Source organism: Micromonospora sp. NPDC048842 (assembly GCF_040649935.1).
Classification (GTDB): Bacteria; Actinomycetota; Actinomycetes; order Mycobacteriales; family Micromonosporaceae; genus Micromonospora; species Micromonospora hortensis.
Genome location: NZ_JBEZGK010000026.1, coordinates 62,215 through 82,374 on the forward strand (window position 1 = coordinate 62,215; position 20,160 = coordinate 82,374).

The window sequence follows — 20,160 nt, forward strand, 5'->3', positions numbered from 1 at the left end:
GCCACCGCGCACAGCGACGTCGACCTCGACGTGTTGGTCGGCGGCGCCCCGTACGCGGCCCGCCGGGCCTACCTGGACGAGTCCGCAGGCCAGGTCACTCACGTCTCGGTGGCCGCCCGGGACATCCGGTCCTGGGTGCACCGACTGGGCGAACCGGCCGACTGGGCGTTCGGGCTGCCGGTCACCGCGCCGGCGCGGCTGCTCTGGGCCGACCCGCACTGGCGGCCCCGGATCGACCTGCCGGTGCTGTGTCAGCCCGCCGAACCACCCCGGCTGGAAGAGATGATCGCCACGCTGGGTAAGGCCGCCTCCGCCCGCGCGGCCAGCGACCGCCTCGGGGTCCGGCTCGCCGTCGCCGACCTGGCGCGGCTCTGCCCCTCGGTGCTGCGCCCGGCCAACCCGTCCGTGCGGGTCCACTCCCGCCGGGCGGCCTTCGCGGCGGCCCTGGAACTGCCGGTGGCGCCACCCGGTTACCGGACGGACATGCTGCTCTGCCTCGGGCTGCGCCCGGGTGCCACCGGGCAGCTCTGGGCCGCTGCGGTACGGCTGGTCGCCGGCACGCTGCCGTTGATCCGGCCGTACGCCGAGGAGATCGCCGACACGGCCGGCGCGGACCTGGCCGCCGCCCTGGTCGACGGCCGGCTGGACCGCTACGTCGCCCAGCTGGCGCGGCCGGCCGGCCCCTCGTCGCAGTCCGGGCCCTTGTCGCAGTGCGGGCCTTCTCCGCAGTCCGGGCCCTTGTCGCAGTGCGGGCCTTCTCCGCAGTCCGGGCCCTTGTCGCAGTCCGGGCCTCCGCCGCAGTCCGGGCCCTTGTCGCAGCCGCGGCCCTCGTCGCAGCCCTGGCTCTCGGAGCCTTCGCCGCAGCCCTGGCGGGAGCGGTCGGCGGTGCCCGCGCCGCGTGCGGGAGAATTGGTGACTGTGCCCGTACCTGACTCGCCGGTGACCGGCGTCCCCAGCGATCCGAACGAGCTGCCCGCGCCGGCGCGCCCGTCCCGGCTCGACCCGGCCATCGCGGCCCAACTGCGCCGCACCGCCGACGGTCTGGTCGCCGCAGTGGTGCGCGCGCACGACTCCGGTGAGGTGCTGATGGTCGCCTGGATGGACGACGAGGCGTTGCACCGCACCCTCACCACCGGCCGGGCCACCTACTGGTCGCGCAGCCGCCGCGAATACTGGGTCAAGGGCGCCACCTCCGGGCACCACCAGTACGTGCGGTCGGTCGCCCTGGACTGCGACGGGGACGCGCTGCTGGTCAGCGTGGACCAGGTCGGCGCGGCCTGCCACACCGGGCACCGGACCTGCTTCTTCACCGAGCTGCCCGTCACCGGGACGGAGGCACCGTGAGCACGCTCAGTGCGACCCGGCGAAGCACCGCGGTCACTACCGAAAGGTGGGTCGGCTGATGACCGACGGCACCCTCAGCCCCGACCTGGACACCTTCACCGCGCTGGCCGCCGACTGGCGTGTGGTGCCGGTCACCCGGCGACTGCTGGCCGACGGGGAGACCCCAGTCGGGGTCTACCGGAAGCTGGCCGGTGGACCGGGCACGTTCCTGCTGGAATCGGCCGAGCAGGGCGTCGGCTCGGCCGGCATGGCCTGGTCGCGCTACTCGTTCATCGGCGTACGCAGCAGCGCGACCCTGATCGAACGCGACGGCGTGGCGACCTGGCTCGGCCAGCCGCCGGCCGGGCTGAGCACCGAGGGCGACCCGGTGCGGATGCTGCGGGAGACGGTGGCGGCGCTGGCCGGCCCGGTCGGTGACCCGTCCGACGGTCTGCCGCCGCTGACCGGGGGCATGGTCGGCTACCTCGGCTACGACCTGATCCGGCGCTTCGAGCGGTTGCCCGAGCTGACCGAGGACGACCTGGGCGTCCCGGAGCTGGGCATGATGCTCGCCACCGACCTGGTGGTGCTCGACCACTACGACGGCTCGGCGATCCTGGTCGCCAACGCGGTGCTGCCGCCGTTGGACGCCCCGGACCGCGCCCCGCAGGTCGCCGCCGCCTACCACCACGCGGTGGGCCGGTTGGACGCGATGACCACGGCGCTGTCCCGGCCCATCCCGCCGATGATCTCCACGGTCGAGCGTCCGCCGGCCGGCGAGGTGCAATGCCGTACGCCCGACGGTGGTTATCCGAAGGCGGTGGAGGCGGCCAAGGAGGCGATCAGGGCCGGTGAGTGCTTCCAGATCGTGCTCTCCCAGCGCTTCGAGCGGACCACCCACGCCGACCCGCTGGACGTCTACCGGGTGCTGCGTACCAGCAACCCCAGCCCGTACATGTACCTGCTGCGCTTCGACGGGTTCGACATCGTCGGCTCGTCCCCGGAGGCACACCTGAAGGTCACCGGAGCCGCGGACGGGCGGCGCCGGGCGTTGCTGCACCCGATCGCCGGCACGCGGCCGCGGGGTGGCACCCCCGCCGCCGACGCCGCGCTCGCCGCCGAGCTGCTCGCCGACCCGAAGGAACGAGCCGAGCACGTGATGCTGGTCGACCTCGGCCGTAACGACCTGGGTCGGGTCTGTCAGCCCGGCAGCGTGGAGGTGCCCGAGTTCGCCACCATCGAGCGGTACAGCCACGTCATGCACATCGTCTCCACAGTCACCGGCACGCTGCGTGACGACCAGAGCGCCTTCGACGCGCTGGCCGCGACCTTCCCGGCCGGCACGCTCTCCGGGGCGCCCAAGGTGCGCGCCATGGAGATCATCGAGGAGTTGGAGCCGGTCCGTCGTGGCCTCTACGGCGGCACCGTCGGTTACTTCGGCTTCGGCGGCGACCTGGACATGGCGATCGCCATCCGGACCGCGCTCATCCGCGACGGCCGCGCCTACGTCCAGGCAGGGGCAGGGGTGGTCGCCGACTCGGACCCGGCCGCCGAGGACCAGGAGACGCGAAACAAGGCGGCGGCCGTGCTGGCCGCGATCGCGGCTGCCGAAACCCTCCGGCCGGCACGGTGAGCGCGCGGAGTGCGGCGAAGTGGTGCCCCGCGGTCGCGAACGGAGGGCTGCGCTCGTGAGCGGCGGGAAGCGGTCCGTCGTGGGTCGGCGCGCGTTGACGTACGCCGTGCTGCTCTGCCTGGCCGGCGCGGGCCTGGCGCTGTGGGCCGCGACGCGTAGCTGGTCGGTAGAGCTGACGGTACGTCCGGCGCCGCTGCCTCCGGTGCGTGACACCCGCAGCGGTGCGAGTCTGCTGCCCTGGCTGCCGGCGTTGGCCCTGGTGACCTTGGCCGGGGGTGGCGCGGTGCTGGCCACCCGGGGCCGCCTGCGTCGGGTGCTCGGGGCGCTGCTCGGCGTACTCGGTCTGGCCGTGGCGGCCGGCGGCGGGTATGGGCTGGTAGCCGACGTGGGTGGCGACGCGAGCCGGCAGTGGCCGGCGCTCTGCCTGCTCGGCGGCCTGCTGGCCGCCGGGGGAGGCTGGTGGACGGCGGTGCGTGGCGGTGACTGGCCGGCCATGGGCGCCCGCTACGAACGTCCGGCGCGGACCGCGCCGCAGGCCGCGGGGACGCAGAGCGACCCGGCCGTGCCGCCGACGCCGTTGGCGGGGCGGCGGACCACCGAGGCGTGGGACGCGCTGGACCGGGGCGAGGACCCGACGGACGACTGACGCGACGGCTGGCTGACGCGGTGGCCGCGACGGACAGTCGACGCGGCGGCCGGCGGGCGGTCAGCCGACCGGCTGGCGCTCCCACTGGGCGCGGCTACTGGTGGCGCGGGCGGCGGTCAGCTCGGCGACCAGGCGGTTCAGCTCGGCGCGTTGGTCGGCGCGGGCCCGGTCGGCACACACCGCTTCCCAGGCGTTGCCCCGTGCCGTCCGCATCCGTCCCTCGCCCACCACTGCCCGTTCCACGGTGTGCACCACTCCGACGGCGAGCGATGCCACCGTCCGCGAGATGGTGGTCAGTCCGATGGTCGGGTTCGGCTCGGAAATGCTCATGGTCACCTCGCACGAGGAGTTGCTGCGGTCGGGGCAGGCGCGTCATCGAGTCTGCCCGAGGACGATGCTCGCCCGTCGACGTTTCGCCGCGGTGACCGCCCGGTCAACTGTCTCGCCTCGGCTGTGACCAGGCACCGTCCGTTCGGCCTTGAGCTTGCTCACAGCATCGATTGGCATCGCTGCGGTCAGGCGGCGAGCGGAAACTGGTGGCATGATCGATGGATCGGCCCGGTCTGACCGCGGCCGCCAGGCTCCATACCGCGTGACGGTGGTCGATACCGGAGGTGGCGCTGCGTGACAACCCCTTCACGGCAAGTCGGCCATTATGCCGCAGCCCTTTTCGTGAGCAGCGCCATACCCCCGGCATTCGGCGTCGGTCGGCTGCCCCTAGCATCGGCCCATGACGCCCGGAGAGGGGAGTCCGTTCGTGACTGCTGAGCATGCGCACGCGGAGGGGGACGAGGCCGGCCAGGCAGCGTCCGTAAGCGTGCTCGACGAGATTCTGGCCGGCGTGCGTGAAGACGTCGCCCGACGCCAGGAGCAGGTTCCGCTGGAGCGGATCCGTGAACTGGCAGCGGCGGCGCCGCCGCCCATGGACGCGTACGCGGCGCTGCGCAAGCCCGGCGTGGCCGTGATCGCCGAGGTGAAGCGCTCGTCGCCGTCCAAGGGCCGGCTGGCCGAGATCGCCGATCCGGCCGACCTCGCTGTCGACTACGCGGCAGGTGGGGCGCGGGCGATCAGCGTGCTGACCGAGGGGCGCTGGTTCGGCGGTTCGCTGGACGACCTGGCGGCCGTCCGTGCCGCGGTCACCGTGCCGGTGCTGCGTAAGGACTTCGTGGTCTCCAGCTATCAGATCCACGAGGCCCGCGCGCACGGCGCCGACCTGGTTCTGCTGATCGTCGCCGCCCTCGAGCAGAACGTCCTGATGGGTCTGCTGGAGCGGATCGAGTCGCTGGGCATGACCGCCCTGGTCGAGGTGCACGACGAGGAAGAGGCCGACCGCGCGCTGGAAGCCGGCGCGCAGGTGATCGGGGTCAACGCCCGTGACCTGCGTACCCTGGAGGTCGACCGGTCGGTGTTCGAGCGGATCGCGCCGGGCCTGCCCAGCAGCGTCGTCAAGATCGCCGAATCCGGCGTTCGTGGCCCGCACGACCTGATCCGGTACGCCTCCGCGGGCGCCGACGCGGTCCTCGTGGGCGAGGGCCTGGTCACCCAGAAGAGCCCCCGCGAGGCGGTCGCCGAGTTGGTCAACGCCGGCAACCACCCGGCAACGCCCCGGCCGGTGCGCTGACCCGCGCCGGTCTGACGTCCCACCGAGAGGATTCCCGATGAGCGCCGACGCGCTGGCCCCGGTGGCCGGCCCGCAGCCCGACTCCGCCGGCCACTTCGGCCGCTTCGGCGGTCGGTTCGTTCCCGAGGCCCTGGTGGCCGCGCTGGACGAGCTCGACGGGGCGTGGCGTACGGCGATGGCGGACGAGTCCTTCCGGGCGGAGTTCGGCGCGCTGTTGCGCGACTACGCCGGCACGCCTTCGCTGCTCTACGAGGCCCGGCGGTTCTCCGCGAAGGTCGGCGCGCGGGTGCTGCTCAAGCGCGAGGACCTCAACCACACTGGTGCGCACAAGGTGCGCAACGTGCTCGGCCAGGCGCTGCTCACCAAGCGGATGGGCAAGACCCGGGTGATCGCGGAGACCGGCGCCGGCCAGCACGGTGTCGCCACCGCGACCGCCGCCGCCCTGTTCGACCTGGAGTGTGTGGTCTACATGGGCCAGGTCGACACCGAGCGGCAGGCGCTCAACGTGGCCCGGATGCGGATGCTCGGCGCGACGGTCATTCCGGTCACCAACGGCTCGCGCACCCTCAAGGACGCGATGAACGAGGCGATGCGCGACTGGGTGGCCAACGTCGACGAGACGCACTACCTGATCGGCACCGCCGCGGGCCCGCACCCGTTCCCGGCAATGGTGCGCGACTTCGTGCGGGGCATCGGTGACGAGGCCCGCCAGCAGTGCCTGGACCTCACCGGCGGGCTGCCGGACGCCGTGACCGCCTGCGTCGGCGGCGGCTCCAACGCGCTGGGCATCTTCCACGCGTTCGTTGGCGACGAGGCAGTGCGGCTGTACGGCTTCGAAGCCGGCGGCGACGGGGTGGCCACCGGCCGGCACGCGGCGAGCATCACCGGTGGGTCCGCCGGGGTGCTGCACGGCACCCGCACCTTCGTGCTCCAGGACGCCGACGGGCAGACCCTGGAGTCGCACTCGATCTCCGCCGGCCTGGACTACCCGGGCGTCGGGCCCGAACACGCGTGGCTGCACGACACCGGCCGGGCGAACTACCTGCCGGTCACCGACGACGAGGCGATGGCCGCCTTCGAGCTGCTCTGCCGTACCGAGGGCATCATCCCGGCGATCGAGAGCGCACACGCGCTCGCCGGCACCGTCACGCTGGCTCCGAAGCTCGCCGCGGAACTGGGCCGGGAGCCCACCATCGTGGTCAACCTCTCCGGGCGGGGCGACAAGGACGTGCACACCGCCGGCGACTACTTCGGCATCCTCGACAAGGAGCGGTGAGATGAGCCGGATCGGGGTGGCCTTCGACAAGGCCCGCGCCGACGGACGGGCACTGCTGGTCGGCTGCATGCCGGCCGGTTTCCCCACCGTCGAGGGCAGCATCGCCGCGATGACCGCCATGGTCGAGGCCGGCGTCGACGTGATCGAGGTGGAGATCCCCTACTCCGACCCGGTGATGGACGGGCCGGTGATCCAGCGGGCCAGTGACATCGCGCTGGCCGGGGGCGTACGCACAGCGGACACGATGCGCATCATCGAGGCGGTGGCGGCCACCGGCGCTCCGGTGGTCACCATGACCTACTGGAACCCTGTCGAGCGGTACGGCGTGGACGTCTTCGCCCGTGACCTGGCCTCCGCCGGCGGCACCGGCCTGATCACCCCGGACCTCATCCCCGACGAGGCCGACGAGTGGCTGGCCGCCTCGGACGCGCACGGGCTGGACCGCACGTTCCTGGTCTCGCCGTCGTCAACCGACGCTCGACTGGCGATGACTGTGCAGCACTGCCGCGGCTTCGTCTACGCGACCGCCGTGATGGGGGTGACCGGCGCCCGGGCGCGTACCTCCGACGCCGCCCCGACGCTGGTCTCCCGGGCCCGCGCTGTCACCGACCTGCCGATCGGTGTCGGTCTGGGTGTGGGTACCGGCGCGCAGGCCGGCACCGTCGCCGGTTACGCCGATGGAGTGATCGTGGGCAGCGCGCTGGTCCGGTGTGTGCTCGACGCGCCCACCGAGGCCGACGGGCTGGCCGCCCTGCGCACGCTCAGCGCCGAACTCGCCGAGGGCGTCCGTAACCCCACCCGCTGAGCCCGGCCCGGCTGAGCCCGGCCCGGCTGAGCCCGGCCCCGCTGAGTTCGCCCGGCTCAACCCTCGGCGCTCGCGCCAAGCGAGGCTGCTCGCGACCACGCGGCGGACCTCGGGACGGTTGCGGCTTGTCAGGGGTGCAGGGACCGGTCCGGGGCCTCGCCGCGTTGCTCCGGTGGCTGCCCCGCCCCCGGCTGCGCGTCCTGGCCGGTCCCCGGCGGCTGCGCGTCCTGGCCGATCGTCGGGCGGCCGTCCTCGGCCGGGCGAGCCGCCGGCATCGGCGCGGAGGCGACGGTGCCGGGCGCGCAGGGGACGTCGCGGAGCACGCCGGAGCGGCCGGCGGTCACGTCGCTGACGGCGGCCCGGGTGAGCGGGGTGACCACCTCGGGCAGCGCCTCGGGGGAGTACCAGGACAACCGGCAGTCCGGCGGTGGGTCGCTGGCGGGTCGGACCCCGGCCGTGCGGGCCCGGAACACGTGCACGAGGACGTCCGGCGCCGGCCCGGCGCGTCCGGCGGCGGCATCTCCCGGGGGGACGCTCAGGCGGTAGACCCCGACCAGGTCGATCAGCTCGATGTCCCAGCCGGTCTCCGCGCGAATGTCCCGTAGCGCCGCCCGCACCGGGTCCTCGGCCGGGCGCAGCCGTCCGCCGGGTAACGCGTAGCGGCGGACCCCCCGACCCTGCTGGCAGAGCAGCACCCGACCGGTGTCGTCGGTGACGACCGCGGCGACCGCCCAGGTGAGCGCGCTCATGGACAAAGAGCCTACGGCGGCGCAAACCAGAAGTCACCGGGATGCGCCCTCCAGCGGCCCGGGGTGCCGCTGCGGGGGTGTGCAGCGGTAGCGTGTGCACCCGTGACCCTCGCCTCGCTCTCCCCCCAGGCGGCCCTGCCCAGCCCCAGCACCGCGGTCTGGCAGCTCGGGCCGGTGCCGATCCGGGCCTACGCGCTCTGCATCATCGCCGGCATCGTGCTGGCCTGCTGGGTGACGGAGCGCCGGCTGCGGCAGCGCGGCGTCGCGCCCGGCGCGGTGCTTGACATCGCCGTCTGGGCGGTGCCCGCCGGCATCATCGGCGCCAGGATCTACCACGTGATCACCTCACCCGAGAAGTACTTCGGGGCCGGTGGCGACCCGATGAAGGCGTTCGCCATCTGGGAGGGCGGTCTCGGCATCTGGGGCGCGGTCGCCGGTGGCGCGGTCGGTGCCTGGATCGCGGCCCGACAGCTCGGCATTCCGTTCGGCGTGGTGGCCGACGCGCTGGCCCCCGGGCTGCCGCTGGCCCAGGCCGTCGGCCGGATCGGCAACTGGTTCAACAACGAGCTGTTCGGTGGCCGGACGACCCTGCCATGGGGTCTGGAGATCCACCGGATGGACCCGGACAACCCCGGGCACGCGCTGCGCGACGACGCCGGGCAGCCGATCCTCGAACCGGGTCTCTACCAACCGACCTTCCTCTACGAGGCGCTGTGGAACCTCGGCGTCGTAGCTCTGGTCCTCCTCCTCGACCGCAGGCTCAAGCTGGGCCGGGGGCGGGCGTTCGCGCTGTACGTGATGGGTTACACCGTCGGCCGGTTCTGGATCGAGCTGATGCGCACCGACGAGGCCAACCAGATCCTCGGCGTCCGGCTCAACGTCTGGACCGCCGCCCTGGTCTTCCTCGGCGCCCTCATCTACTTCGTCCGGGTGCGTGGCCCTCGGGACTACCTGATCCCGCTCGGCCCGGCGACGACGACCCCGCCCCCCACGTCCGACCTGTCCCAGGTCGACCTCTCCGAGCGGGAGACTCCCACGCGGGCCGCCGCGCCGGAGGGCTACCGGGTGGTGAGCGAGGAGCAGTACGCCGCCTGGCAGGAGACCGGCGATGTGCCGCCGGCGAACGACGACGACTCCCGGCCGGCTGATGGCCAGCCGTCCGACGACACGGCAGCCGCCGACCTCACGTCGAACGACGACGAGCCGGTTGACGAACCGTCCGCCGATCGCACCGACCGGGCCGACGCCACGGGCGCGCGTCCCGCCGACCGGGACAGCTGAGCGGCACCGATGCGAAGCGCGGTGGTGGTCGGCGCAGGGGTCGGTGGCCTCGCGGTGGCCGGCGCGCTGGCCCGTTCCGGCTGGCAGGTCACAGTGTTGGAACGCGCCGAACGGGTGCGTCCCGAGCCGACCGCTGTGGTGCTCTGGCCCAACGGTGTCCGCGCGCTCCAGGCCCTCGGCCTCGGCGCCGGTCTGGCCGCCATCGCCACCCCGTTGCCCGACGGCGGGGTCCGTCGCCCGGACGGGCACTGGCTCGTGCAGCCCCGGCCCATCCCGGCCGACCGCATGCCGGTGGTGGTGCACCGGGAGGATCTGCACGACGCGCTGATCGCCGGTCTCGGCGAGCGGGTCGAGTTACGCACCGGGGTGACAGTGCGCCACGTTCGCGTCGAGCCGGGCGAGCGGCCGGGAGTCAGCGACGGGCGGCACACCATCGAGGCCGATCTGGTGGTGGCCGCCGACGGCACTGACAGCGGCATCCGACGCCAACTCGCGCCCGAGTCCCGGGTGGTCAGCTCCGGGTGCGCCGCCTGGCGGGCCGTCATCCCCTGGTACCAGGCACCGCGGCTGCCCGACGATCAGCCGTTGGCCGGTGAGATTCTCGGCGCGGGTTACCGCTTCGTGGCCGCGTCGCTGGGTGAGCGCGGCTCCTCGGGTGGGTCCAGCCGGGGTGGCATCTACTGGGTGGCCACCGCCGCCGGCGCCCCCCGCCCGGAACCACCGGAGACCCAGCTCGCCCTGCTGCGCCGTTGGTACGCGGGCTGGCCCGCGCCGGTCGGCGCGCTGCTCGACGCCACCGACCCGGCCGACCTGGTCCAACAGGAGGTTCGCGAGCTGCGTCCGCTGCCCCGGGCGTACGGCTTTCCGGTCGGGCCCGGTGGGGTGGTGCTGCTCGGCGACGCGGCGCATGCGATGCCGCCGCACCTCGGGCAGGGCGCCTGCCTCGCGTTCGAGGACGCCGCCACGCTCGCGTCGCTGCTGCGGGAGGCCCGGCTGCCCGACGCCGTCCAGGCGTACGACCGGGTGCGCCGCCCCCGGGCCGCAACTGTGGTCCGGCAGACCAGGCGGATGTCGGCGGTGCTTCAGACCCGGGGCCGGTTGGCGCTGCGCGCCCGGGACGCCGCACTGGGCACGATCAACTCCCGCCTGCTCTCCAGCGCCGCCACCTCCGCCGCCCAGTGGCGCCCACCGACCTGACCCCACCCACCCCACACCTTGGGTCGATCAAGGAGTTGTGCTGGTGGACGAAGGTGGTAAATCCGCCTCAAGCCGGCACCACAGCTCCATGATCGACGCGCGTGGGAGTGGGAGCGGAGCGGGGCGGGGCAGGTCAGGGGATGAGGGCGGCGGGTTCGGCGATGCAGGCGGTGCCGATTCGGCGGAAGCCGACCCGCAGGTAGACCCGCGCGATCTCCTCGCTGCCCGCGGAGAGGAAGACCAGCTCGGTGCCGGCCGCCAGCAGTTCCCGGGCCAGGGTGGCGGTGAGCGCGGCGCCCAGCCCGCGTCGTCGGGCGGACGGCAGGGTGGCCACCCCGGCGATCTCCGCGACGTCGTCCACCCGCATCGCCATGCCGCTGGCCAGCGCGCCCTCGGTCGGCGTGCCCGCCAGCGCGGAGATCCGTCGCCCGTCGGCGATCCGGACGCGCTCCTCGTCGAGCGCGGCCAGTTCGAGTTCGGTGACGGCGGCGTCGCGTTCGGCCGGGCCGGCGTCACCGGGGGCGGTGCCGGCGGCGGCGAACGCGACCGCTGCCACCGCACGCCGTGCGGCGACGTCGGCGGCGAAGCCGGGGGAGTCGGCCGCCAGCACCCGCACCGCCGCGTCGGACAGCGTCGCCGGGTCGGGCAGCGCGCTCGGGTCGAGCACCATCAGCGGTGCCTCCAGCACGCTGAGCCCCGCCGAGCGGGCCACCGCCAGCAGCTCGGGGGCCGTCTCGTGCACCCATTCGAAGGCTTCTGGCAGGCCCAGCTTCCGCTGGCGCTCGCGGACCGAGACCACGTCGGCCAGCGACGGCGGCTCGGTGGCGTCGATCCGTGGGCGGGCGTAGAACGGCCAGCCGGCACCTTCGCGGACGAACAGCACCAGCGCGCCATGTTCCTCCGCACCGGCGACGTCGCGGGGCACCGCGTCGTAGAAGCGTTCCAACCGGTCGAAGACGTGCTTGTGTAGCGGATCCACCGCGCGAGACTACACGTCCCAGCCAGTGGACGGTGTGATCAATCTCGGGTGGCCGTGCGACCCCGGCCCTAACGTAGACTCAATAGACCCACGGGCCGACGTCGTCCCCACCATGATCCAACCTGAGTGACGACAGGAGGCCCGGTGGCTCAGCCGTACGCGGACACAGAACAGCCGCACCCGCACAGCCCGCAGGCGTCCCCGACGCCCCACCCCCGTCCGTCCGCCCAGGGTCTCTACGACCCAGCGCAGGAGCACGATGCCTGCGGCGTGGCCTTCGTGGCGGACCTGCACGGCCGGCGTTCACACTCGGTCGTCGCCAATGGGCTCGGCGCGCTCTGTCGGCTGGACCACCGGGGCGCCCGTGGCGCGGAGCCGAACACCGGCGACGGCGCCGGCATCATGATCCAGGTGCCCGACGCGTTCCTGCGCGCGGTGGCCGACGTCGTGCTTCCCCCAGCGGGCGAGTACGCCACGGGGCTGGTCTTCCTCCCGGACGACGATGCCGCCGAGGCGCGTGCCCGCCGGGTGGTCGAGAAGTACGCGCTGGTCGAGGGTGCCGACCTGCTCGGCTGGCGGGACGTGCCGATCGACCCGAGTGACCTGGGCGAGACCGCCCTGGCGGCGATGCCCCGGGTCCGGCAGCTCTTCCTGGCCGCGCACCGCCTCACCGACACGCCCGACGGGCCGGCCGGCTCCCCGCTGCGCGGCCTCGAACTGGACCGGGTGGCGTTCTGCCTGCGCAAGCAGGCCGAACGGGAGACCGCCGAGCGCGGCGTCCCGGCGTACTTCCCGTCGCTGTCCAGCCGCACCATGGTCTACAAGGGCATGCTCACGCCCGACCAGTTGCCGGCGTTCTACCCGGACCTGCGCGACGAGCGGGTGGACAGCGCCATCGCGCTGGTGCACTCCCGCTTCTCCACTAACACCTTCCCGTCCTGGCCGCTGGCGCACCCGTACCGGTTCATCGCCCACAACGGCGAGATCAACACGATCCGGGGCAACCGCAACTGGATGCAGGCCCGCGAGGCGCTCCTGCGCTCGCCGAACGTGCCGGGCAACATCCGGCGGGTCTTCCCGGTCTGCACCCCCGCCGCCTCCGACTCGGCGAACTTCGACGAGGTCCTGGAGTTGCTGCACCTGGCCGGCCGGAGCCTGCCGCACGCGGTGCTCATGATGATCCCCGAGGCCTGGGAAAACGACCCGGGGATGGACCCGGCCAAACGCGCCTTCTACCGCTTCCACGCCAGCCTGATGGAGCCGTGGGACGGTCCGGCGTCGGTGGCCTTCACCGACGGCGAGATCGTCGGCGCGGTGCTGGACCGCAACGGGCTGCGCCCGGGGCGCTGGTGGCAGACCGACGACGGGCTCGTGGTGCTCGGCTCCGAGGCGGGTGTCCTCGACCTCGACCCGGCCCACGTGGTCGCCAAGGGGCGCCTCCAGCCGGGCCGGATGTTCCTGGTCGACACGGTGGCCGGGCGGATCGTGCACGACGAGGAGATCAAGTCCGAGTTGGCCGCCGCCCAGCCGTACGGCGAGTGGCTGCACGCCGGGCTGATCGAGCTGAACGACCTGCCGGCCCGCGAGCACACCGTCTACACGCACGACTCGGTGCGCCGCCGGCAGCAGACCTTCGGCTACACCGTGGAAGAGCTGAAGATCCTGCTCGGGCCGATGGCCCGCACCGGCGTCGAGCCGCTCGGCTCGATGGGCACGGACACCCCGATCGCGCCGCTGTCCACCCGGCCGCGGCTGCTCTACGACTACTTCCACCAGCTCTTCGCCCAGGTCACCAACCCGCCGCTGGACGCCATCCGCGAGGAGTTGGTGACCAGCCTGGCGTCGACAATCGGGCCGGAGGGCAACCTGCTCGACCCGGGCGCCGCGAGCTGCCGGCAGATCGTGCTCCCGCACCCGATCATCGACAACGACGAGCTGGCGAAGATCCTCTCCATCGACGAGGACGGCGACCTGCCCGGCTTCAAGGCCGTCCGGGTCTCCGGGCTGTACCGGATCCGGGAGGGCGCCGCTGGGATCAAGGCGCGGCTGACCGAGATCTGCCGGCACGTCTCCGAGGCGATCGAGGACGGCGTGCGCATCCTGGTGCTCTCCGACCGGGACTCCAACGCCGACCTGGCGCCGATCCCGTCGCTGCTGCTCACCGCCGCCGTGCACCAGCACCTGGTCCGCGAGCAGACCCGTACGCGGGCGGCGTTGATCGTCGAGTCCGGGGACTGCCGAGAGGTGCACCACGCGGCGGTGCTGATCGGCTACGGCGCGGCGGCGGTGAACCCGTACCTGGCGTTCGAGTCGGTCGAGGACATGATCGCCACCGGCACGTTGGCCGGGGTGGAGCCCGCCGCCGGGGTGCGCAACTACGCGAAGGCGCTCGGCAAGGGCGTCCTGAAGATCATGTCCAAGATGGGCATCTCGACGGTCTCCTCGTACTGCGGTGCGCAGGTCTTCGAGGCGGTCGGCCTGGACAGCCGGCTGGTCGAGCGCTACTTCCGGGGCACCCCCAGCCGCATCGGCGGGGTGGGTCTCGCGGGCGTGCACACCGAGGTGGCCGCCCGGCACGCGCTGGCCTGGCCGCCGGCCGGCGCCGCCGCCTCCGACCGGTTGGAGGTCGGTGGCGAGTACCAGTGGCGCCGCGAGGGTGAGCTGCACCTGTTCAACCCGGAGACGGTCTTCCTGCTGCAACACGCCACCCGCAGCCGGCAGTACGACGTCTTCCGGCAGTACACCGCAAAGGTCGACGCGCTCGCGGCGCAGGCCGGTTCGCTGCGCGGGTTGTTCACAGTGCGCACCGGAGTTCGTCCGGCGGTGCCGATCGAGGAGGTCGAGCCGGCCACCGAGATCGTCAAGCGGTTCGCCACCGGCGCCATGTCGTACGGGTCGATCTCGGCGGAGGCGCACGAGACGCTCGCCATCGCCATGAACCGGCTCGGCGGCAAGTCCAACACCGGTGAGGGTGGCGAGGACGTCGAGCGGCTGCACGACCCGGCCCGGCGTTCGGCGGTCAAGCAGATCGCCAGCGGCCGTTTCGGTGTGACAAGCGAATACCTGGTCAACGCCGACGACCTCCAGATCAAGATGGCCCAGGGCGCCAAGCCGGGTGAGGGCGGTCAGCTGCCCGGCAACAAGGTGTGGCCGTGGATCGCCCGGACCCGGCACGCCACCCCCGGCGTGGGTCTGATCTCGCCGCCTCCGCACCACGACATCTACTCCATCGAGGACCTCGCCCAGCTGGTGCACGATCTGAAGTGCGTCAACCCGGCGGCCCGGGTGCACGTCAAGTTGGTCAGCGAGGTCGGCGTCGGCACCGTCGCCGCCGGGGTGGCGAAGCTCAAGGCGGACGTCATCCTGATCTCCGGCCACGACGGCGGCACGGGCGCCTCCCCGATGAACTCGCTCAAGCACGCCGGCACCCCGTGGGAGCTGGGGTTGGCCGAGGCGCAGCAGACGTTGTTGCTCAACAAGCTGCGCGACCGGGTCACGGTGCAGGTCGACGGCCAGCTCAAGACCGGCCGGGACGTGCTGATCGCGGCGCTGCTCGGCGCGGAGGAGTTCGGCTTCGCGACAGCGCCGCTGATCGTCGAGGGCTGCGTGATGATGCGGGTCTGCCACCTGGACACCTGCCCGGTCGGCATCGCCACGCAGAATCCGGTGCTGCGGGAGCGCTTCACCGGCAAGCCGGAGTTCGTGGAGAACTTCTTCCTCTTCCTCGCCGAGGAGGTCCGGGGGTACCTGGCCGAGCTGGGTTTCCGGTCGATCGAGGAGGCGATCGGGCAGTCCGAGGTGCTCGACGTGGCCCCGGCGCTGACGCACTGGAAGGCGCACGGCTTGGACCTGGCGCCCGTCCTGCACCTGCCGGAGCTGCCGGCCGGCGCGGCCCGACGCGGGATCCGCGCGCAGGATCACGGCCTGGATCAGGCGCTCGACAACGAGCTGATCGCGCTGGCCCGTCCGGCTCTGGCGGACGGGGCGCCGGTGCGCGTCGAGGTGGCGGTGCGCAACGAGCACCGCAGCGTCGGCGCGATGCTCGGCGGTGAGGTGACCCGTCGCTTCGGCGGTGCCGGCCTCCCCGACGACACCATCGAGTTCGTGCTGCACGGCACGGCTGGGCAGTCCTTCGGCGCGTTCCTGCCGCGCGGGGTGACCCTGCGTCTGCACGGCGACGCCAACGACTACGTCGGCAAGGGCCTCTCCGGGGGTCGGCTCATCGTCCGTCCGGACGCCGCCGCGCCGTTCCTCGACCCGGACGCCGAGCCGGGGCAGCGGGCCGAGGATCAGATCATCGCCGGCAACACCATCCTGTACGGGGCCACGGCGGGCGAGGTCTTCCTGCGCGGCCGGGTGGGGGAGCGGTTCGCGGTGCGCAACTCCGGCGCTACCGCAGTGGTCGAGGGCGTCGGAGACCATGGCTGCGAGTACATGACCGGCGGCACCGTGGTGGTGCTGGGCGCGACCGGCCGGAACTTCGCGGCGGGCATGTCCGGCGGCACGGCGTTCGTGCACCACCTGGATCGGGCCCGGGTCAACGCGGAGCTGGTCGACCTGTTGCCGCTGGGCGAGCAGGAGCAGTCGCTCCTGCACGAGTTGGTCCAACGACACGTGGCCGAGACCGGGTCGGCGGTCGCCGAGGAGCTGCTCAAGCGATGGCCGGAGGCGGTGGCCGAGTTCACCGCCGTGGTACCCCGCGACTACCGCCGGGTGCTGGAGATCATGCGGGCCGCCGAAGCAGCCGGCCGCGACGTCGACGACGCGGTCATGACAGAACTGACCGCGCCCGCTGTGCCGGCGATGCCGGTGCCGCCCGCCCCGCGGGTGGCTGCCCAGGAGGTGGCACGTGCCTGACCCGAACGGTTTCCTGCGCTACGACCGGCGGCTGCCGGCCCGCCGCCCGGTGCCGGTGCGGATCAGCGACTGGCGGGAGGTGTACCCGCCGGCCGGTGAGGAACTGGTCCGTGAGCAGGCCACCCGATGCATGGACTGCGGCATCCCGTTCTGCCACGACGGCTGCCCGCTGGGCAACCGCATCCCGGACTGGAACGACCTGGTGCGCACCGGCAACTGGGACGCCGCCGCGGAGTCGCTGCACGCCACGAACAACTTCCCGGAGTTCACCGGTCGGCTCTGCCCCGCGCCCTGCGAGGCGGCCTGCGTGCTCGGCATCTCCGGCGGTCAACCGGTGACCATCAAGCAGGTCGAGGTGGAAATCGCCGACGCCGCCGCGGCGCGCGGGTTCACTCCCCGTCCGGTGCCGGCGCCGTCGGGCCGGTCGGTCGCCGTCGTCGGCTCCGGGCCCGCCGGCCTCGCCGCCGCCCAGCAGTTGGCCCGCGCCGGTCACGCGGTGACTGTGTACGAACGCGACGACGCGATCGGTGGTCTGCTCCGGTACGGCATTCCCGACTTCAAGTTGGAGAAGCGGCACATCGATGCCCGGCTGGCCCAGCTCACCGCCGAGGGGGTGCGCTTCCGTACCGGCGTGAACGTCGGGGTGGACGTGACCGCCGAGCAGTTGCGTGCCGAGCACGACGCGGTGCTGCTGGCCTGTGGGGCGTTGCAGGGCAGGGACACGCCGGAGACCCCGGGGCGGGCGCTTCGGGGCGTACACCAGGCGATGGCGCACCTGGTCGCGGCGAATCGCGCGGTCGCCACGGCGGCCACCGACCAGGCCGGCGTGGTGGCCACCGCCGAGCGTCGGCTGGCGCGGGCGGTGTTGCCGGACGGCACCCCTATCGACGCGGCCGGCAAGCACGTGGTGATCATCGGTGGCGGTGACACGGCGGCCGACTGTCTCGGCGTCGCGCACCGCCAGGGCGCCGCGGGCGTGCACCAGCTCGACCTGTACCCGCAGCCGCCGCAGGAGCGCGACGAGGCACGGGACCCGTGGCCGACCTGGCCGTGGGTGCTGCGCAGCTACCCGGCGCACGAGGAGGGTGGCGAGCGGGTCTTCGCCGTGGCGGTGCAGGAGTTCGTGGACGACGGCACCGGTCAGGTGCGGGCGGTGCGGATCGCCGAGGTGACAGTGGAGAAGCGCGACGGCCGGCGGGTCGTCACTGTGGTGCCGGGCTCCGAGCGGGAGTTGCCGGCCGACCTGGTGCTGCTGGCGATCGGTTTCGAGGGCACCGAGCAGCAGCCGCTGCTGGCGCAGTTCGGCGTGGCCCGAAACCCTCGGGGCGCCATCGACGCCGGCGACGACTGGCAGACCGACGCCGACGGGGTGTTCGTGGCCGGTGACATGCACCGGGGCGCTTCGTTGATCGTCTGGGCCATCGCCGAGGGGCGGGCGGTCGCCGCCGCCATCCACGGCTATCTGGGCGGTGTTGGTGCGTTGCCGGCCCCGGTGGGCCCGGCCGCGCAGGCTCTCGCCGCTCGCTGAGGTACGGGCGCCCGGTCGGTGCGGCAGGTCCGCCACCGCACCGGCCGGGCATTCCCGCTGGTGAAGCCGCTCACAAAGGTGGGCAAAAAGGTTTAAGCCGGCAAGACTTGTCGGCTGCCGAACCGCGCCGCGATCGGTGTGAATGATCATGCTGCCGATCGCTGGAGGTCCGTCGTGGCCAGAGGTGCCACCTTCGCCGCGTTGCGCCACCGCAACTACCGGATCTGGGCGCTCGCCGGCTTCGTCTCCGTCATCGGCACCTGGATGCAGGTCCTCGGGGTCAACTGGTACGTCCTGAAGGAGACCGGCTCGGCGACGTCAATGGGCTTCGCCGTGCTGCTCCAGGCGGCGCCCACGCTGCTGCTCAGCGTCTGGGGCGGCGTGCTGGCCGACCGGCTGCCCGCCCGCCCGTTGCTGATCGCCGCCCAGGGCGCCCACGCGGTGCTCGCCGCCGGACTGGCGGCGGTCGCAGTGACCGGGGTCGGCGGCCTGCCGCTGATCTTCGCGATCTCGCTGGCCACCGGTGCCGTCTCGGCGATCGAAGGGCCGGTGATGGGGCGCTGGGCCGCCAGCCTCGTCGACCGGGAGACGCTGGGCAACGCGCTGGCGCTCGGCTCGCTCACCAACTCCGCCGGCCGCATCCTCGGCATGAGCCTCGGTGCCGTGGTGGTGGCCGCCGTCGGACCCGCCCTGCTGTTCGGCATCAACGCGGCCAGCTTCGCCGCAGTGGTGGTGGCGCTGTTCGCCGTACGCCCGGGAGCCGTGCCCGGCCTCTCGGCCCTGGACGCCGGCCGGGCACGGGGCGGTGTCCGCGCCGGGTTCGCCTACCTGCGTGGGCAGCCGGTGCTGCTCCTCGCGCTCGCCCTGTCGTTCGTGCTCGGCAGCCTGGGCCGCAACTACCAGGTGACAATGGCCGCGATGAGCGACGGGCCACTGAACGCCGGCGCCTCCGGGTACGGCCTGCTGTCGACGGTGTTCGCGGTCGGCACTGTGGTGGGCGCGCTCGTCGCGGCCCGCCGGCGTTCCCTGGGCTACCGGACGCTCGTCGTCGCGGGCCTGCTCGCCAGCGGGTTGCAGATCGTCGCCGGCCTCGCACCGGGCACCTGGAGCTTCGCCGCGGTGATCCTGCCGATCGCCGCCGCCGCGGTGGTCATCGACACCACAGTGGGCACCCGCGCCCAGCTCGACACCGACGGCGCGATGCGGGGCCGGGTGCTCGCCGCCCTGGCGGTCACCGGCTCGGTCTCCGCCGCGGTCGGCGCCCCGCTGCTCGGCTGGCTCGCCGAACACGCCGGGCCCCGGCAGACGCTCGTCCTCGCCGGAGCCGCAGCGGCGATCGCCACGACGGCGGCCGGCGTCGCCCTGGATCGGCAGCGTGGCCGCGCCGCGACCCTCGCGCTCGTCGTTCCGCGGCCCCGCCATCCGGTACGACGAGCGGCGTTCCGGGCCGCCCGCATGGTCCGGCCCGCCGGTGCGGTCTGCGTCATCGCGCCCGCCGAAGCCGGGGCGATGCGGTCGGGCGGAGTTCGGCTCCGGGAGTTGGTCACCGCCGGGCCGGTCGCGAACCGCTGAGACAGCGGTCACCCCCAGCGGCCCGCTTCCGGGACAGGGCGACACGAAGATCATCGTTACGCTGCGATCATGGACATAGAGGAGCGGCTACGGCGAACCCGCCGATGGCTGTGGATCGTGCTGATCGGGCTCTTCCTGAGTGGTGTCACAGCCTTCCCGCTGGAGATCGAGGTGCGCTGGCTGCTGCGCGTACTGGATCCGCTCGCCGGTCAACTGCCCGCTCTGGTCGCCTGGATAGAGCGGGTGCACACCGGGCTCGTGGCGGCCGGCGAGGACTACCCGTTCCTGCTCTACGGCACCGACTGGTTGGCCTTCGCCCACCTGGTGCTGGCGGTGGCCTTCTGGGGGCCACTGCGCGACCCGGTGCGCAACGTCTGGGTGGTGCAGGTCGGCATGATCGCCTGTGCCGGCATCGTTCCGCTGGCCCTGATCTGCGGCCCGATCCGGGACATCCCCTGGTTCTGGACGGTCGTCGACCTGTCCTTCGCGGTCGGGGCGTTCCCGCCGCTCTGGTTCGCGTACCGGCACATCCGCGCCGTCGAGGCGAGCACGACCGAGGCGACAAACGCCCGGCCGGCCCAAACCCCGTAGAACCCCACCCGCCAGCACCGTCGGACGAGCTGCCGCACCCCCGCCGCGTCGATCATGGAGTTGTGGTGGGCGGAATGCCCACCGGTGCCCGGTCTGTGAGGC

The 20,160-nt window shown here is 73.2% G+C and carries 15 protein-coding genes and 1 pseudogene; 13 read left to right on the forward strand and 3 right to left on the reverse strand.

Annotated features, from left to right (window positions below; genetic code table 11):
• Nucleotides 1-282: 282 nt before the first annotated feature.
• The 4 genes and pseudogenes from AB0C19_RS27790 to AB0C19_RS27805 all read left to right on the forward strand — a co-directional run.
• A pseudogene (locus AB0C19_RS27790) lies at nucleotides 283-567 on the forward strand (phosphoribosyl-AMP cyclohydrolase); the annotation flags it as partial.
• A 351-nt stretch (nucleotides 568-918) separates the two neighbouring features.
• Nucleotides 919-1,344, forward strand: coding sequence for a phosphoribosyl-AMP cyclohydrolase (hisI, locus tag AB0C19_RS27795; protein WP_357190075.1), 426 nt, complete (start codon nucleotides 919-921; stop codon nucleotides 1,342-1,344).
• 58 nt (nucleotides 1,345-1,402) lie between these two features.
• Nucleotides 1,403-2,956: an anthranilate synthase component I gene (locus AB0C19_RS27800; RefSeq protein ID WP_357190035.1), complete on the forward strand. Its 1,554-nt coding sequence runs from the start codon at nucleotides 1,403-1,405 to the stop codon at nucleotides 2,954-2,956.
• 55 nt (nucleotides 2,957-3,011) lie between these two features.
• Complete coding sequence (locus AB0C19_RS27805) at nucleotides 3,012-3,602, forward strand: Trp biosynthesis-associated membrane protein (protein WP_357190037.1); 591 nt, start codon at nucleotides 3,012-3,014, stop codon at nucleotides 3,600-3,602.
• Nucleotides 3,603-3,662: 60 nt separating this feature from the next.
• Here the strand turns inward: AB0C19_RS27805 and AB0C19_RS27810 are convergent, their stop codons facing one another.
• Nucleotides 3,663-3,932 carry a hypothetical protein gene (locus tag AB0C19_RS27810; protein ID WP_357190039.1) on the reverse strand — a complete coding sequence of 90 codons (270 nt, stop codon included), beginning with the start codon at nucleotides 3,930-3,932 and terminating at the stop codon, nucleotides 3,663-3,665.
• A 487-nt stretch (nucleotides 3,933-4,419) separates the two neighbouring features.
• On the opposite strand from AB0C19_RS27810, the gene trpC reads away from it, so the two are divergent.
• From trpC to trpA, 3 genes are read left to right on the forward strand one after another with little or no spacing between them, the layout of a single operon-like run.
• Nucleotides 4,420-5,223 carry an indole-3-glycerol phosphate synthase TrpC gene (trpC, locus tag AB0C19_RS27815; protein ID WP_030334428.1) on the forward strand — a complete coding sequence of 268 codons (804 nt, stop codon included), beginning with the start codon at nucleotides 4,420-4,422 and terminating at the stop codon, nucleotides 5,221-5,223.
• Between the two features lie 37 nt (nucleotides 5,224-5,260).
• Nucleotides 5,261-6,499, forward strand: coding sequence for a tryptophan synthase subunit beta (gene trpB / locus AB0C19_RS27820; protein WP_357190041.1), 1,239 nt, complete (start codon nucleotides 5,261-5,263; stop codon nucleotides 6,497-6,499).
• A 1-nt stretch (nucleotide 6,500) separates the two neighbouring features.
• A complete protein-coding gene (gene trpA, locus AB0C19_RS27825) occupies nucleotides 6,501-7,304 on the forward strand; it encodes a tryptophan synthase subunit alpha (RefSeq protein WP_091407799.1) in 804 nt (267 codons plus the stop codon).
• 128 nt (nucleotides 7,305-7,432) lie between these two features.
• Here trpA and AB0C19_RS27830 read toward each other — a convergent pair whose 3' ends face one another.
• Nucleotides 7,433-8,053 carry an NUDIX hydrolase gene (locus AB0C19_RS27830; RefSeq protein WP_357190043.1) on the reverse strand — a complete coding sequence of 207 codons (621 nt, stop codon included), beginning with the start codon at nucleotides 8,051-8,053 and terminating at the stop codon, nucleotides 7,433-7,435.
• A gap of 102 nt (nucleotides 8,054-8,155) precedes the next feature.
• On the opposite strand from AB0C19_RS27830, the gene lgt reads away from it, so the two are divergent.
• Nucleotides 8,156-9,334, forward strand: a complete 1,179-nt coding sequence (gene lgt / locus AB0C19_RS27835; protein ID WP_357190045.1) for a prolipoprotein diacylglyceryl transferase — start codon at nucleotides 8,156-8,158, stop codon at nucleotides 9,332-9,334.
• 9 nt (nucleotides 9,335-9,343) lie between these two features.
• Nucleotides 9,344-10,531, forward strand: a complete 1,188-nt coding sequence (locus AB0C19_RS27840) for an NAD(P)/FAD-dependent oxidoreductase (protein ID WP_357190047.1) — start codon at nucleotides 9,344-9,346, stop codon at nucleotides 10,529-10,531.
• A gap of 133 nt (nucleotides 10,532-10,664) precedes the next feature.
• Here AB0C19_RS27840 and AB0C19_RS27845 read toward each other — a convergent pair whose 3' ends face one another.
• Nucleotides 10,665-11,510, reverse strand: coding sequence for a GNAT family N-acetyltransferase (locus AB0C19_RS27845; protein ID WP_357190049.1), 846 nt, complete (start codon nucleotides 11,508-11,510; stop codon nucleotides 10,665-10,667).
• 144 nt (nucleotides 11,511-11,654) lie between these two features.
• Between AB0C19_RS27845 and gltB the strand changes: the two genes are divergently transcribed.
• The 4 genes from gltB to AB0C19_RS27865 all read left to right on the forward strand — a co-directional run bounded on the left by gltB (nucleotide 11,655) and on the right by AB0C19_RS27865 (nucleotide 20,058).
• On the forward strand, nucleotides 11,655-16,367 hold the full coding sequence (gene gltB / locus AB0C19_RS27850; protein ID WP_357190051.1) for a glutamate synthase large subunit: 4,713 nt from the start codon (nucleotides 11,655-11,657) through the stop codon (nucleotides 16,365-16,367).
• Entirely contained in the window at nucleotides 16,360-17,895 is a 1,536-nt protein-coding gene (locus tag AB0C19_RS27855; RefSeq protein ID WP_357190053.1) for a glutamate synthase subunit beta, read from the forward strand. Before gltB ends, AB0C19_RS27855 begins: the two co-directional genes overlap by 8 nt.
• 174 nt (nucleotides 17,896-18,069) lie before the next feature.
• Nucleotides 18,070-19,467 (forward strand): MFS transporter, encoded by a 1,398-nt coding sequence (locus tag AB0C19_RS27860; RefSeq protein WP_357190055.1) that lies wholly within the window; start codon nucleotides 18,070-18,072, stop codon nucleotides 19,465-19,467.
• Nucleotides 19,468-19,536: 69 nt separating this feature from the next.
• Nucleotides 19,537-20,058 carry a hypothetical protein gene (locus tag AB0C19_RS27865; RefSeq protein ID WP_357190057.1) on the forward strand — a complete coding sequence of 174 codons (522 nt, stop codon included), beginning with the start codon at nucleotides 19,537-19,539 and terminating at the stop codon, nucleotides 20,056-20,058.
• Nucleotides 20,059-20,160 lie beyond the last annotated feature (102 nt).